Origin of the sequence: Ectobacillus polymachus (assembly GCF_048159605.1) — a bacterium.
Lineage (GTDB): Bacteria > Bacillota > Bacilli > Bacillales > Bacillaceae_G > Ectobacillus > Ectobacillus polymachus.
In genome coordinates this window covers 494,329-510,070 of sequence record NZ_JBLREB010000002.1, presented here as the reverse complement: position 1 = coordinate 510,070, position 15,742 = coordinate 494,329, and the positions used below count along the sequence as shown (strand labels likewise).

14 protein-coding genes are annotated in these 15,742 nt (G+C 40.4%); all 14 read right to left on the bottom strand.

The features are described 5' to 3' along the window. Positions 1-181: 181 nt before the first annotated feature. The 14 genes from ACM5BR_RS13100 to ACM5BR_RS13035 all read right to left on the bottom strand — a co-directional run bounded on the left by ACM5BR_RS13100 (position 182) and on the right by ACM5BR_RS13035 (position 15,698). On the bottom strand, positions 182-1,372 hold the full coding sequence (locus tag ACM5BR_RS13100; protein WP_416828406.1) for a PDZ domain-containing protein: 1,191 nt from the start codon (positions 1,370-1,372) through the stop codon (positions 182-184). A 134-nt stretch (positions 1,373-1,506) separates the two neighbouring features. Further along, on the bottom strand, positions 1,507-2,940 hold the full coding sequence (locus ACM5BR_RS13095) for a S41 family peptidase (protein WP_465245458.1): 1,434 nt from the start codon (positions 2,938-2,940) through the stop codon (positions 1,507-1,509). Between the two features lie 122 nt (positions 2,941-3,062). Next, entirely contained in the window at positions 3,063-3,956 is an 894-nt protein-coding gene (gene ftsX / locus ACM5BR_RS13090; RefSeq protein ID WP_416828405.1) for a permease-like cell division protein FtsX, read from the bottom strand. Continuing rightward, positions 3,946-4,632, bottom strand: coding sequence for a cell division ATP-binding protein FtsE (ftsE, locus tag ACM5BR_RS13085; protein ID WP_416828404.1), 687 nt, complete (start codon positions 4,630-4,632; stop codon positions 3,946-3,948). The genes ftsX and ftsE overlap by 11 nt, the downstream gene beginning before the upstream one ends. Positions 4,633-4,913: 281 nt before the next feature. Then, positions 4,914-5,246, bottom strand: coding sequence for a cytochrome c551 (gene cccB / locus ACM5BR_RS13080; protein WP_416828403.1), 333 nt, complete (start codon positions 5,244-5,246; stop codon positions 4,914-4,916). A gap of 91 nt (positions 5,247-5,337) precedes the next feature. Then, the gene (locus ACM5BR_RS13075; protein ID WP_416828402.1) at positions 5,338-6,204 is read right to left on the bottom strand and encodes a YitT family protein; all 867 of its coding nucleotides are present in this window, start codon (positions 6,202-6,204) and stop codon (positions 5,338-5,340) included. Between the two features lie 274 nt (positions 6,205-6,478). Next, positions 6,479-7,580, bottom strand: a protein-coding gene (gene prfB / locus ACM5BR_RS13070) for a peptide chain release factor 2 (RefSeq protein ID WP_416828401.1) whose coding sequence is annotated in 2 segments (ribosomal slippage) — positions 6,479-7,507 and positions 7,509-7,580 — 1,101 coding nt in all. Because the reading frame shifts where the segments join, the coding sequence is not laid out codon by codon here. Positions 7,581-7,675: 95 nt separating this feature from the next. Then, a complete protein-coding gene (secA, locus tag ACM5BR_RS13065; protein WP_416828400.1) occupies positions 7,676-10,192 on the bottom strand; it encodes a preprotein translocase subunit SecA in 2,517 nt (838 codons plus the stop codon). A gap of 426 nt (positions 10,193-10,618) precedes the next feature. After that, positions 10,619-11,161, bottom strand: a complete 543-nt coding sequence (gene hpf, locus ACM5BR_RS13060) for a ribosome hibernation-promoting factor, HPF/YfiA family (protein ID WP_416828399.1) — start codon at positions 11,159-11,161, stop codon at positions 10,619-10,621. Positions 11,162-11,444: 283 nt separating this feature from the next. Beyond that, positions 11,445-11,642 carry a cold-shock protein CspD gene (cspD, locus tag ACM5BR_RS13055; RefSeq protein WP_416828398.1) on the bottom strand — a complete coding sequence of 66 codons (198 nt, stop codon included), beginning with the start codon at positions 11,640-11,642 and terminating at the stop codon, positions 11,445-11,447. A 99-nt stretch (positions 11,643-11,741) separates the two neighbouring features. Then, positions 11,742-12,452, bottom strand: a complete 711-nt coding sequence (locus ACM5BR_RS13050; RefSeq protein WP_416828397.1) for a ComF family protein — start codon at positions 12,450-12,452, stop codon at positions 11,742-11,744. Then, a complete protein-coding gene (locus tag ACM5BR_RS13045) occupies positions 12,452-13,819 on the bottom strand; it encodes an ATP-dependent helicase ComFA (RefSeq protein WP_416828396.1) in 1,368 nt (455 codons plus the stop codon). Before ACM5BR_RS13045 ends, ACM5BR_RS13050 begins: the two co-directional genes overlap by 1 nt. 135 nt (positions 13,820-13,954) lie before the next feature. Next, a complete protein-coding gene (locus ACM5BR_RS13040) occupies positions 13,955-15,106 on the bottom strand; it encodes a C40 family peptidase (protein ID WP_416828395.1) in 1,152 nt (383 codons plus the stop codon). Between the two features lie 277 nt (positions 15,107-15,383). Continuing rightward, on the bottom strand, positions 15,384-15,698 hold the full coding sequence (locus tag ACM5BR_RS13035) for a winged helix-turn-helix transcriptional regulator (RefSeq protein WP_416828394.1): 315 nt from the start codon (positions 15,696-15,698) through the stop codon (positions 15,384-15,386). Between the last annotated feature and the right edge of the window lie 44 nt (positions 15,699-15,742).

The window sequence follows — 15,742 nt, the reverse complement described above, 5'->3', positions numbered from 1 at the left end:
ATCTTCTCAAACGTATATCAAACGGAAGGAAACCATGAAGGATATATTCAGTTGATTTATAATGATTACCATTATTTTCAACTACAAATGAAAAACAAGCTCGACTTTATGTTTAAGTCGAGCTTGCCTAAATCTAATCTATCCTCTTTTTTCTTGTGCAAGAAATTATGAAAACTCCAAATTACCCTACCTCACTATCCCAATCCGGTTCACGCTGTACAAATAGAATACCGAGCTCGTGATGGTCACCTTCAAACATGGCGTGCTGCACGAAACGAAGTTCTCCGTTTGTGTCGATGACTTCCATTTTGCAAAAGGCTCCAGCTGTGTTGCGTTGAAGGGCACTGTAAAATTCGCCTAAGGAAGTGGGATTTGTGCCGTTCACCTTTGTAATGATTTCTCCTGACTTCAGACCCATTTCGACGCCGACAGAGTCTGGTAAGATATCTAAGATCATTAATCCGTCCTTTGTAATAGAAAAATAAGGTGGCTGTTTTTCGTCCTCGATTCGTTCACGGATTGTAATAGTAACGCGTCCGAGTATAGCAATTCCTGCTGCAGCTAATGCGATTCCAGGGAGAAAGAAGCTAGTTATAGCAAGTGCTAGGACGATAAAACTAAGCAACTGAATACGTCTTCCTGTATACGTAATGGCTAGACTTGGCAAGTTTCCCCTCATACGCTTGGAAAAACCAATTGCAAAGGGAACAAGTATGAGCGAAAATGTGTGCGAATCAATGGAAATGACTGGCCACCATGAAAACATCGACTGCAATCCGTCTCCTGGAATGAGCATAAATACTGGCACCACCCATAATCGCTTGCATACATGCATGCCGATCCATAATCCACGTTTTCCTTTGACAAGTCGTGGTGTAGAACGCATAGCAGACTTTAAAATCAGATAGCCTTCTGTAAAAAGTAAGAGTGCAAGAAGAACTGCCAAACAAGGCAAATAGGTACCCGTCGTATCCGCAATAAACGGAGCGAATGAGCCAATTGTCTTTGGCAAGCTTGGAAATAGCAAAAGTACCATTGCAATTCCTACACTATAAGCAGGTGACAAGTATCGATATTGCAAAGTAACCGCAAACAAAATTGACCACAATCCGATTAGAACTAGACTTACTTTCGATACAACAAGACCAATCCCCACGAACAAGACAGAAAGAGACATTCCAATCGCAAATCCTGTGAAAAGAGTAGTCCTTATTTCGAAGGAAGGATTGTAAATTTTAAAGGAAAATTGTTTCCTCTCTTGCCGTACACGCCAATATCCAACTAGTAGATTACTAAGAATAATTATGTATAAAACTGGATTAAGAAAAAATTTTTCGATGCCTTGTAAGATTTCAAAAAGCCATGATTCCAATGTGTCACCTCCCTATTTCATAAAAATAGAGCCGTAGCTCCATTTCATTTTATCATATTCATTTTTTTCTGACCGAAAAAAAAAGTAATTGCAGAATGTACTAAGGTACCTTCTACAATTACTTGTAAATTCCTTTATTTCGCTACTAATTTCAATGCTGTTTGCAGCTGTATGTCGTTTTCGCCGGATCGTATTTTGTCTATGATTTTGTTTTGAAGCGCATCCGCAGTCTTTTGATCAATAATACCGGTTTGATCCATGTTGCTGCTTTGCTGGAACGCCTTGACAGCCGTTTCGGTTTCCTTGCTGAAGTAGCCATCTGTACGTCCTGGTTCAAATCCAAGATCCTTTAATAATAACTGTGCGTTTTTCACTTGATCATTGTTCATGTTATAAGATAAGGAATTCTGAAATTGGATTGGCGTTGCGTAATAGTAGTCTGGCTGTTTTACCTCAACAGTTGGATCAATTCCCTTTGTATGAATCCAATTTCCATCTGGTGTAAGCCATTTGAACATCGTAAGCTTAATAGTGCTGCCATCTGGAAGCGGAACAGCCTGCTGTACAGTTCCTTTGCCAAATGATTTCACGCCAACTATCGGATAGCCTCCTGCTTCCTTCATGGCCCCTGCCAGAATTTCAGAAGCGGATGCACTGCCATTATCAACTAAGACATCAATTGGATAAGGCTTACGTTCCTTTAGAGGTGAATACGTTTTTTGAATTTTTCCATTCCGATCCTCTACTTGTACCATTGGTTTATTATCGGTTATAAATAGCTTTAAGATGTCTTCTACACTATTTAAATAACCTCCTGGATTGCCGCGGACGTCGATGACAAGACCATTTATATTTTTCTTTTCTAATTCTGTGAGCTTATCTTTAAATTCCTTTGCTGTATTCTCAGAAAAAGATGAGATTTGAAGATAGCCAATATTTTTCCCATTTTCTGTCTTGACGGAGCTAGAAACCGTATAGAGCGGAATCGTATCCCGTGTAATCTTAAAGGTAAGAGGTGTATCTACATTCGGACGTTTGACTTCTAATGTCACAACCGTCCCTTTTTTCCCGCGTATCTTGAGTACTGCTTCTTCTCGTGTTTTATCCTTTACACTTTCTCCGTTCACCGATATTATTTCATCATTTGGTTTTATTCCTGCTTTTTCTGCTGGTGAATCCTTAATCGGCGATACGATAATGAGTTTATTATCGACCTTATTGATTTCAGCACCAATACCATCCATTGAGGAGTCTAAAGACTGAACAAATTGCTGGGAGGTGGCTTTATCCATATAGGTCGAATATGGATCCTTTAGTGTAGAGATCATTCCTTGAATGGCACCTTCAACAAGCTTCGTGTCATCAACATTGCTAACATATCTCGAATCGATTAAATCGTAAGCCTGCCTGATTTTTTGTAAATCTGCTTCTTTGGTTGGTGAATTGGATTTGCTCGAAAGTATGCCAGCATATGACTTGTTATAGCTGTATTGCATACCTGCATACATCACTCCAGCGCCCACTAAAAACGCTACTACCATCCATATTATCGCTATTTTACGTTTCAATGGAGAATGCTCCTTTCGAAATGATAACTATGTATTGAAAAGGCATCACACTTTCTGTGTGATGCCTTACTTACTTCTACTATATGATATGCTTGTACGTATTATGTTTCAACTTTTTATTCTTATACGCGTAAGAATTTACGGATTGACATAACGCTTCCCCACATTCCAATGAGAGAACCGATTAGAATGAGTACACCAGATAATTGCCATACAAACGGACTAGCTGGTAGTAATTCAAAGATGGTACCAACTAGCTTTGTTTGAAGCATAGTCTGTACCGAACCGTATGCAGATACAATCAGAATAATAGGAATTAAGGATCCTAACACCCCAAGAAATAGGCCTTCTAGTAGGAACGGCCAACGAATAAACCAATCAGTTGCACCAACAAGCTTCATAATTCCGATTTCTGTACTTCTAGCATAAATGGTAATTTTAATCGTATTGGAGATTAAGAACATGGCTGTAAATAGTAAGCCGGCAATTAAAACAACCCCAATATTACGACCAACTTTCACGGTGTTGAATAGCTTTTCAACATCGCCTTTGCCGTATTGTACACTACTTACGTATTGCATTTTTTCAATTTGCGATGCTACTGGACCTGTATCTGTAGGATTTTTCGTTTTTACAACGTAAACATCCTTAAGTGGATTGTCCTGTTCAAATAATTGGAATGATTTCCCGCTATCTCCGAAGCTTTTAATCACACGTTGTAATTCTTCATCTTTAGAAGAGAACGTAATAGATTCAATTTGCGGTATTTTTTGAATATCCGCTTTTAATGCTGCTTGATTATCCTTAGAAGCAGCAGGATCGATATGAACACGAATTTCTACGTCTTTTTCTACTTTTGAAGCAAAGTGATTTAAATTCATAATAACCGCTAAAAATACACCAACTAGCAATAATGTAATCGTAACAGCACTAACGGAGGCAAATGTCATCCAACCGTTACGCGTTAAACTTTTACTGCCTTCACGTAAATGGCGAGCAAAGGTTTTAGCTTTCATAGCCGTATCCTCCCTGCATTTCATCTCGTATTATTTTTCCGCCTTCAATTGCAATGACACGATGGCGTATCGTATCCACAATTTCAGCATTATGTGTAGCCATTATAATCGTAGTTCCTTGGTTATTGATCGCTTTAAAGATATCCATGATTTCCCAAGCTGTATCGATATCTAGGTTTCCAGTCGGTTCATCGGCAATGACAACCTTTGGCTTATTTACAATGGCACGAGCAATAGCCACACGTTGCTGCTCCCCACCGGAAAGTTGGTTTGGCAAGGAATCAGCCTTATCCTCAAGTCCAACGAGCTTTAACATTTCCATAACACGTTCTTCGATCACTTCGCGTTCCTCTTCAATTACTTCTAGCGCAAACGCAACATTTTCACGAACGGTCAATTTCGGAAGTAGACGGAAGTTTTGGAAAATAACACCAATTTGACGACGAAAATATGGAACATCGTTGTTATGCAAGCTCTCCAACGGAATTCCATTTACATTGATATTACCTTGTGTTGGTTTTATTTCTCTGTACATCATTTTAATAAACGTCGACTTACCAGCACCACTCGGACCAACCACATATACAAATTCACCTTGCTTAATTTTAACCGTAATACCGCTTACAGCTTCCACGCCGTTCGGGTACGTTTTATACACATTGTTCATTGTTATCATAATGTATCACCCAATTAATGAATTTGTCTGAATCGACATTTTTACCTAAAATATATCTCTATCTTACAAATTTCTACTAATTTTCAATGATTCAATTCCGTTCTACATTGTATCATCATTGTTTTTCATTTGCCGCTACATTTCCATTACAGTTCTGTTACAGAAGTTCATAAATTATATTAAGATTGTTATAACCAAAGGAAAAGAGGTAGGGGGATTTGTGGAATAAATAGTAAGAAAAACTCCTACGGTTCACTACCGAAGGAGAAAAGGTGCTGCCTTTATTTTTTCTGAGAAAGCCATTCTGCTACTTTCGTAGCATCTTCTTTAGGTATAAGGCCGGCTGGCATTGGACCGCGTCCATTTGCAATAATCTTTTCGATTTGTGCTTGGCTAAATTCATCGCCCACCTTTTGCAAATTAGGTCCTCGTCTTCCTTCTTGGTTTGTTCCGTGACAGCTTGCACAGCTTTGCTGGTAGATTGCTTCAGCACTGTCCGTGCTAGCAGGTTGTTTTGTTGAATTCGATGACTGGCTCTCTTCCTTCGTTCCACACGCACTTAATCCTGCAATAAGAGCCATTCCAGTCATACCAATCAGAAGTTTTCTCTTCATGTGTATCCTCCTTCTTGGGTAAGGTAAACAAGCTGTATCTATTAATATATTATAACTGGAAGATTTTCTCGTTTAAAGGATTTAAACCTTTTCATGCCGGTTTGAATCCTTGTCCTAATACCTCGGAGGCGTCAGTTACGATGACGAAGGCTGATGGATCGACCTGCTTCACCAATTCTTTCAGCTTGATAAATTCCGTCTGCTGCACGACACACATAAGAACGTGGCGCTCATCATTTGTATAGCCGCCAAATCCGGGTATTCTCGTTACGCCGCGGTCTACCTGCTGCAGAATCACTTGTCGTACTCTTTCTTCTTCATTGGTTATGATGATAGCCATTTTAGATCGGCCCATTCCTACTTGCACGAGGTCAATGGTCTTGCTTGTGATGTATAAGCCGATAAGTGCATACATGCCGCTTTCTAGGTTAAACACAATGGCTGACGTGATGACAATCATTCCATCGATGATTGCTACGCACATTCCGAGCGTAAGTCCAGTATATTTATGAATAATTTGGGCTGCTAGATCAGTCCCTCCTGTAGAGGCCTTTCCGCGAAAGACAATGCCAAGGCCTAGGCCGACACCTATTCCGCCAAAGAGGGCCCCAAGAAGCTGATTGTGAGTAGCAGGCTCTAAGTCCTTCGATGCAAATACGACAAGTGGAAGAAAAATCGTTCCAACTAATGTCTTCACGCCGAACTGCTTTCCGAGTAGGAGTACACCTGCGATAAAAAGCGGGATGTTACATGCCCATTGCACGTAGGCCGGCTCCCATCCGAGTGTGGACTTTAAAATGGTGCTAATACCACTCACACCTCCAGATGCAATATGATTCGGTAATAAAAATAGGTTAAATGCTAAGGCGATCAAAGCGGAGCCGATGAGGATGTATACGTATTCGATAATTCCATGCGAAATGGAGTCTGATTGTTTTACGATATGCTGAGCTTCCATGGTTCCTCCTAGTATAATTATTTTTGAGTAAAATTGTTTTTAATTTTTACGATTCCTATGGTTTCTAGAGCAGCTGTCAAAATTTGTTCTCAATATTTTGCTATTTTCTTGTTTTTACGGTTCATACATCATTCGATAAGATAAGACCGTCTCCTACAAAAAAAGAGAAGCATACAAACTAAAGCTTCTCTCCCCTTTTTTTCTGTAGCTGGCGGAATCATTTCCTCTTTCCTGCCGCCATGTGTATGGTAAGCCGATTTTCGGCTTCTTTTTTTTAGGAAATGCGAGAACGTAAATAAGCATCGATAAAGAGGTCAATGCTACCGTCCATAACCGCTTGTACATTTCCTGTTTCTGTATTGGTCCGGTGGTCCTTAACCATAGAATAAGGATGAAAGACGTAGGAGCGAATTTGGCTACCCCAACCGATTTCCTTCTGTTCACCGCGAATTTCATTTAGTGCTTGCTGTTGTTCCTCTAATTTCAGTTGATAAAGCTTTGCTTTTAGCATATTCATCGCTTTTTCACGGTTTTTAATTTGCGAACGTTCCGCTTGACACGTTACAACCGTATTGGTTGGAAGGTGGGTAATACGAATCGCTGAATCCGTTGTATTGACGTGCTGTCCGCCGGCACCAGAAGATCGGTACGTATCTACTTTCAAATCTTCAGTTCGAATCTCGATATCGATGTCCCCATCCATTTCTGGCATCACTTCACAGGAAACGAAGGACGTATGGCGACGACCTGCTGAATCGAAAGGTGAAATCCGAACGAGACGGTGAATTCCCTTTTCTGCTCGTAAATAGCCGTATGCATTGTGTCCTTTAATAAGCAATGTTACACTTTTAATTCCTGCTTCATCTCCAGGAAGATAGTCAAGCGTTTCGACTTTAAATCCTTTTTTCTCAGCCCAGCGTGTATACATGCGAAGCAGCATGGAACCCCAATCCTGAGACTCGGTTCCGCCTGCGCCTGGATGCAATTCCAGAATAGCATTATTTTTATCATACGGTCCGTTCAAAAGCAGTTGAAGCTCAAATGTATTCATTTGCTCTACTAATTCCTGTACTTCCTTTTCAAGCTCATCTTTCAATTCCTCGTCGTATTCTTCCTTTACAAGCTCGTAAGTAAGTTCAAGATTTTCATAGGTTTCGCTTAAATCTGTATACGTATTAACCATATCTCGTATTTCATTTAATTCATTAATAATTGTTTGCGCTGCGTTTTGATCATCCCAGAACGTAGGATCTCCCATCGTTTCTTCTAGCTCTGTAATACGAACTTGTTTATGAGCGAGGTCAAAGAGACCCCCTAAAGTCCGCTAAACGCTTAGCTGTTTTTTCAAGTTCTTGTCTAATTTCCGTTAATTCCATTGTCTTCACTCCTATTCTAATGTAAACAATGCAAACTCTCTCCGCCTATTTGCCGAAGAGAGTGCATGGTAGTGCTTGTTTGTTTTACTAAATGGTTATTGCAGAGCTCCATGACAGTTTTTATACTTTTTGCCGCTTCCACATGGACATGGATCATTACGGCCTACTTGTTCACCCTTAACAATCGGCTTACGCTTAAGCTCATTGTCCCCATCACTATTTGCTGGACGTACCGCCTCGCCTTGAAGAACTTCTTCCCGTTGTAAATTGGTTTCAATTTGTGCCTTCATAATGTAACGAGAAATCTCTTCCTCAATCGAAGTAATCATTGCCTCAAACATTGCGAAGCCTTCCATTTGATATTCACGAAGCGGATCAATTTGTCCATATGCACGGAGGTGAATTCCTTCGCGCAGACGTTCCATTGCATCGATATGCTCCATCCATTTCGAATCTACGACGCGAAGCACGACTACCTTCTCGAATTCACGCATTTGTTCATCTGGAAGCTGCTTTTCTTTCTCATCATAATGCTCTTTTACTTTAGCCAAAATTAGCTCTGACATTTCTTCTGGTGCTAAACGGCGCAGCTCTTCTTCCGTTACATCGTGTTCCTCTAAAACGGAGGATGCTAAATAGTCGATTAATTCTTTGATATTCCAATCTTCTTCTAGCTCATTATTCGTATGAGCAGCTACGGCACGCGTTACAGAGCCTTGAATCATTCCTTCAATAATGCTGCGTAGATTATCTGCTTCTAATACATCTTGACGTTGTTTGTAAATAACCTCACGTTGCTGACGAAGAACATCATCATATTGAAGCAATTGCTTACGAGCGTCATAGTTATTACCTTCTACACGTTTTTGTGCAGATTCTACGGCGCGAGAGACCATTTTGCTTTCAATTGGCTGTGTATCGTCCATACCAAGACGATCCATCATCGATTTCATATTATCCGAACCGAAGCGGCGCATTAATTCATCTTCCATTGAAAGATAAAACTGCGTGATCCCTGGATCCCCTTGACGACCAGAACGTCCACGGAGCTGGTTATCAATCCGTCTGCTTTCATGACGTTCCGTACCGATAACAGCTAACCCGCCAACGGCTGTTACTCCTTCGCCAAGCTTAATATCTGTACCACGACCAGCCATGTTTGTCGCAATCGTAACGGCACCCTTCTGACCAGCATCTGCAATGATTTCTGCTTCGCGAGCATGATTCTTGGCGTTCAATACATTATGCTTAACGCCCTTGCGAATCAGCATTCTTGAAATAAGCTCTGACGTTTCAATGGCTACAGTACCAACGAGAACAGGCTGCCCGTTATTATAGCGTTCAACAATGTCATTTACTACAGCATTAAACTTTCCTTCCATCGTTTTGAAAATCAAATCCGGCCGATCATCACGGGCAATCGGTTGGTTAGTTGGAATGACAAGAACATTCATATTATAAATATTTCGAAATTCTTCTTCTTCCGTTTTTGCAGTACCAGTCATACCAGATAGCTTTGCATACATACGGAAATAGTTTTGGAACGTAATCGTTGCCAGCGTCATGCTTTCATTTTGAATTTCAACGCCTTCCTTCGCTTCAATGGCTTGGTGCAGCCCTTCGCTATAGCGACGGCCTTTCATAAGACGACCGGTAAATTGGTCAACGATTACAATCTCGCCCTCTTGCACGACATAATCAATATCAAGATGCATAACAACATGAGCTCGCAATGCTTGGTTGACATGGTGTAAAAGAGTCACGTGCTTTAAATCAAATAAATTATCTATGTGAAATGCTTTTTCTGCCTTGTTTATTCCTTCTTCCGTTAGCATAACATTCTTTGTTTTCACATCGAATGTGTAATCCGATTCATTTCGCAGCGTGCGAACAAAGGCATTTGCAAACTTATACAAATCAGCTGATTTTTTCGCTTGTCCAGAAATAATCAGAGGTGTTCGGGCTTCATCGACTAAAATACTGTCGACTTCATCGATTACGGCATAAAAAAGAGGGCGCTGCACACATTGTTCCTTGTATAGCACCATATTGTCACGTAAATAGTCAAAGCCCAATTCATTGTTCGTGCTGTACGTAATATCTGTTGCATACGCTTCTTGTTTTTCTTCACGCGTCATGCTATTTAAATTCAAGCCTACGGTTAGCCCAAGAAATTCATGAAGCTGTCCCATTTCCTTCGCATCACGCTGTGCCAAGTATTCATTGACCGTTACAACATGGACGCCTTTTCCCGTTAATGCATTTAAGTAAACTGGCATCGTGGAAGTTAATGTTTTCCCTTCCCCTGTTTTCATCTCTGAAATGTTACCCTCATGGAGTGCAATACCACCCATAATTTGCACCGGATACGGACGCAATCCAAGAACGCGCGTTGCTGCTTCACGTACAACCGCAAATGCTTCTGGAAGCAAATCGTCTAACGTTTCTCCTTTTTCAAGGCGCTCTTTGAATTCAGGCGTTTTCGCTTGCAGTTGCTCATTCGTTAAAGAAGCCATTTGCTCACTTAACGCTTCTACCTGATCCACCGTCTTTTGCATACGGTTTATTTGGCGTTGATTCCCATCAAACACCTTTTTTAAAATACCAATCATGGCGATACGCTCCTCTTTGTATAGATATATAGAAACTCGTAAGATACAGTGAATTCATATATTGGAACAGACTTATTTATAATTGTAACACTAAGGCTATAACTATGACAACAATACATCCGTCTGCGTCAATCTAGGTAAAAATCTGATCTTGAGAGACTTAGAAAACACAAAAACTCCCACTTTATCCAGAAGTTTTTGTAATAACCTTTCTAATTTCTATAAAGTGAAACTTCCCTAGGTGGGGGTTTTCTCTCATCCCCCACCTAGGGTTAGCCCGCCCAATTCGGACTTTTACGGGCAGTTGTCCCCCACTTAGTCTTCTCCGATTACTAAGCCTGGAAGTGGGGGTCTTACTGCCCGTTAAAGCGGGATAAAAAACGGGCGCCCCATTTTCTTTGGGACGCCCGTTTCTTTCTTCGTTTATTATTTCGTTTCAATTAAGCCATACTTACCATCACGGCGTGTATACACAACGTTTGTTTCGTTTGTATCAGCGTTCGTGAATACGAAGAAGTTATGACCAAGCATGTTCATTTGTAGAATGGCTTCTTCGGTATCCATTGGTTTTAAATCAAAACGCTTTGTGCGTACAAGTTCGATGTCATCTTCAATCTCATCTGCCGCATGAGTCATAGCAGGAGCAGCAGCTGTAGCTGTAAAAGCAGCAGCTTTTTCACGAAGTTTACGATTTACTTTCGTTTTGTGCTTACGAATTTGTCTTTCTAATTTATCTACTACTAAATCAATGGAAGCATACATATCATTATGAGTTTCTTCTGCGCGAAGCATTAAATCAGGAAATGGAATGGTTACTTCCACGCGTTGCTTATCAGAATAAACTCGCAAATTCACTTTTATTTCTGGAATTGTATCAAAGTAACGTTCTAGCTTACCTAGTTTCTTTTCAACATATTCCTTTAGAGCTGGAGTTACTTCAATATTTTCACCACGAATACTAAATCTCATAGTGAATTCCTCCTTTCAAAACTATGTACCATATATTCTGCACAAAGAATGCAGTTTCCTTCCGAAATCGACGAAAAAAATGAAAATTTTTAAATTTTTTTATCGGATTTTGTAGAAAGAAATCGCTTTCTTTATAGACTTAGTTTACACTAGATTCACCTTAAAAACATTACCTAGATATGAATACTTTGTTACAGCTTTCCATTTTAAAAAACCCCTGACATAAGTCAGGGGCTATGATTATTTACTTGCTATATAAGAAGCGATCCGAACGAATCGTAAATTATAGCTTTGTTACGTTAGCAGCCTGTGGTCCGCGAGTGCCTTCTACGATTTCAAATTTAACAGCTTGTCCTTCTTCTAATGATTTGTAGCCGTCTTGTTGTATCGCTGAAAAGTGAACAAACACGTCATCTCCATCTTCACGTTCAATGAAACCAAAGCCTTTTTCAGCATTAAACCATTTTACTTTTCCTTCCATTCATTCCATTCCCTTCAATCATAAACTTATGGTATGCCCATAATCTGAATATAACGGATAAAAATAGAAAAAGTCAAAGAAGATTTGTCGTCTTTTTTATTAATGTTTCGACATATCTCCAACCGACCGTACCAACGTAAGCGAAGCTACAAAGGTCGCTCCCTTTTGCCGAAAAAGCGCAGCAGCTTGCCGTACAGTCGTACCCGTTGTATATATATCATCAATAAGGAGAATACGCTGGGAAGGGAGGGCCAAAATTTCAAACGGAGATTCTGACATCATACGCTCCCGCCTTGATTTCTTACTTTGCTTCTTAGCATGGGTTCGTTTGAGAGCATCTTCATATATCTTCACACCAAGTAAAGAAGCTAACACCTCGGCTTGATTAAATCCTCGCTCTACGAGTCGGTCTTGACTTAGCGGAATAGGGACAACCGCGCAGGAGGAGAATTGACGTGAAAAGATTGCTTTCAAAGGGGACGCAAAGGCTTTAGCGAGTGCTACATCACCGCGGAATTTAAATAAGGTCATGATCTCCTTCATGAAATCATTGTATACATATACCGAGCAATTGCAATCTAGCACCTCACCGTTCTCCTGCCATTTGCTGCAATCCAAACATTGGTCGCCAAGCTTATAAGCATGTGGTAATCCTGCCATCGGCCGGCCACACTGCATACAGACCTCTCCTTGAATCGGTTCCAATTTCCCGCTGCATTCTTCACATAATAGCGACTGCAGCTTAGGAAAGAAAAAAGAAAACCAGCTATCACCAGTTGAAAGTTGGCAATGACAAATGAGGCAATGCATCATATTGTCCATCCCATCTTCTTTGCTCGTTTATTCATCTTAACGATGTGCATTCTAGCATCCACCATTGCTTCCGTTTTTCCGAAGTGAAAGAAGATGACATCCCCTGAGGGAAAATCACGATTACGCCCGACTCTGCCGGCAATTTGAACAAGTGCAGATTCTGTAAAAACGTCCTCCTCTGCCCCTAAGACCGCCACTTGCAGATTTCGAACCGTAACACCTCTTTCTAAAATAGTAGAGGTAACAAGAAGCGGAATGTCACCATTGCGAAAGGATGCTACTTTCTCCTTACGATCACGATCCTCTGCATGAACACCTGTAATACGTGCATCCAGCGTCTTCAATGCGCTGGTGAGAGGAGCAATATAGGAAATGCGAGGTATAAAAAGAAACACAGGACGCGAGGCACGGAGGTGAGAAACAATCCAGTCCCATATGATAGAAGGAAGCTTGTTTCGTTTTATCTTACTGCGCCAATTTCCACACCAAGAAAATATTGGTACAGGCAAAGGATATTGGTGATAGCGCGCCGGGATCATAGTAGCCTTTAGCTTACCTGCTTGAACCTTCTTTTTCATTGCTGCACTGGGCGTTGCCGTTAAATAAATAAGGGAACCATTCTCCGTCTTTGCCTGCATCACCGCATACTGAAGAGAGCAATCAACAGAATAAGGAAATGCATCCACCTCGTCAAGGATGATCGTATCAAAGGCGCGGTAATAACGAAGAAGCTGATGAGTAGTAGAAATAATAAGGGGAGATGATTTTCCAAGATCGTGACTTCCTCCATATAATGCTAGAACCGAAATGGACGGAAATACCTTTTTCAGACGAGGAGCGAGTTCGAGTACAACATCGGTTCGAGGAGTAGCGATGCAGACGCGGTCTCCTCGCTGCAGGGCAGCATCAATACCAGCAAACAGTACTTCCGTTTTTCCTGCACCGCATACAGCCCAGATAAGATGATTTTCCTTTCTTGCAATTGCATCTATCACTGCGGTAGAGGCGAGAGCTTGCCCCTCTGAGAGTGTTCCTTCCCAATTAAGCAAGGAAGACGAATACGTGTGTCTCACAATCGATCCAGACCAGCTTACTAGCTTCGAACACTCGCACATTCTTCCCATACCTACACAGTTTCGGCAGTACATGCAATGTTTCCCGCAGCGTACACACGGAGTAGAAGCAAACAAATGAGCTGACCTGTTACCACAGCGAATGCACTCATATGCCTTACCTTGACGACGAAGTGCTGGTTCAATCCGTAATTGCGGGGCATTTGTCTCAATCATTTCCTCAGAAACAGGCAGCTCTGTCAGCAGCAATCGCCTCCCTGCAAGCTGGAGCGAAATCTCGTGGTTCTTCATAGTAATCACCCCTTTTTTACCCCAGTATATCTCCTGCAAAATTTGCCGTAAAATGCATAAAAAGCCGATAACTTACTTAGAAAATCGTAAGCTATCGACTTTGTCTCAAATTTTTAAAAGGTGAAAGATTAAATTTTAAGGTCTACCGTATCCCAACTCATGATCATGGACCCATCCGCTATTTATACTTGAAACTTGAACTCCTGAATCTCCTGCATGAACCATTTGACCGTTGCCAATATAAATACCAATATGAGAAGCAAAACCAGGGCCACATGGTGGATATGTTTTTTGTAAGAACACGAGATCTCCAGGTTGCAAGCTACCTTTATCAATATGGGATACACTATGCCAAAATCCATCTGCTGTTTGATATCCGCCTCCCAAAACGTAGGAAACAAAGCCACTGCAATCAAATCCACTTGGAGACTTACCGCCCCATACATAAGGTACGCCTATATATTGCATTGCTTTTCCTACAACGCCACTATTTGACCCATTTGAACCGTTTGAACCTGCTGATTTAGAAGGAGTAGGTTGAGGTGTTGGATCTTCTGATGTACGCTGTAAAAATAATGATGATTTCTCAAATGACGCTTTTTGCGCATCTGATAATTGTGTTTTAGAACTTGAAATATCATTCACAAGCTTTTCGAATTTACTATTCAAATCGTCCCAAGCTTGTTGTTTCTTTGAACGTTCATCCGAAAGCTGTTGATTTGTCTTTTCAAGGTCTGCCATATATGCACGCAATTGGTCGTTTTTCTTCACTAATTCTTCGCGTTGCGCTTTTACTTGATCTTGATCACGTTGTTGTGCATCAAATAAATCTTTATCAGATTGCAGAACTAAATTAACATTACTAATACGATCCATTAGATCAGCAAAACTCTTAGCATTAACAATTACATCGGTTACCATGTTGGAAGTAGGTTGTTCTTGCATAGCCTTCAGACGATTCTTAATAATCACTTCACGCTTTTGAATAATATCTTCTAATTGGTTAATCTTAATTGTTAAATCTTGAATTTGTTTTTCTGTGTCAGTAATATTGTTTTTTGTATCTGTAAGCTTCTTTTCATTGTCTTGAATAGAATTTTGCAAGTCTTCAACGGTTTTCTTAAGGTCGTCCATTTGTTTTTGAAGATCCGCGCTTTGTTGTTCTTGCGTATGTAAAGTCGCTTGAATATCAGAAGCACTTGGTTCTGCGTATACTTTTAAACCCGCTGTTGAAAATACCATTAAGCCTGCTGCAAGCGCACATGTGACAGCTTTCACCTTTTTCATTTTCCTTTTCACACCTTCCTTATTCCCATTTAATTAAAACATAAATTGCATACGCTTTTATTGTTGTTACATACTTGTAAAATAAATGTAACACTTTGCACAAAAACTTTGTTGAACTCTTACGAAGACTGTAGAAATCTGTATATTACTACGTTGAAATGAATGGATTTTCGACAAATTATTGTCATTTTCATGATAAAAAAAACAGAAAAAGCCAACTTCCTCTTGACAATAAGAAGAAATTGGCTTTTATACGGGCATGAGTAGAATCATGTTCTTATTTCACCCATTCATCCGCCCATGTTTGTACTTCTTGCATCACACGATCCAGTGATTTCCCTTTCTGTGTTAGCGTATATTCAATGCGAACAGGTACTTCTGGATAAACATTTCGTATGACGATCCCTTCGCTTTCTAATTCCTTTAAACGTTCTGATAACATACGGTCACTCATATTTGGTATAATATCAGCTATTTCTCGAAAACGCTGGGGTCCTTGCATTAGCGTTTGGATAATTAATCCTGTCCACTTCTTACTAAGAAGGGTAAACGCAGATTCAAATTTTGGGCATAACGACGGATTGTGCTCCATATTTCGTCACCTCTCTTACATTATAATATAGTCTCTTATAAAAA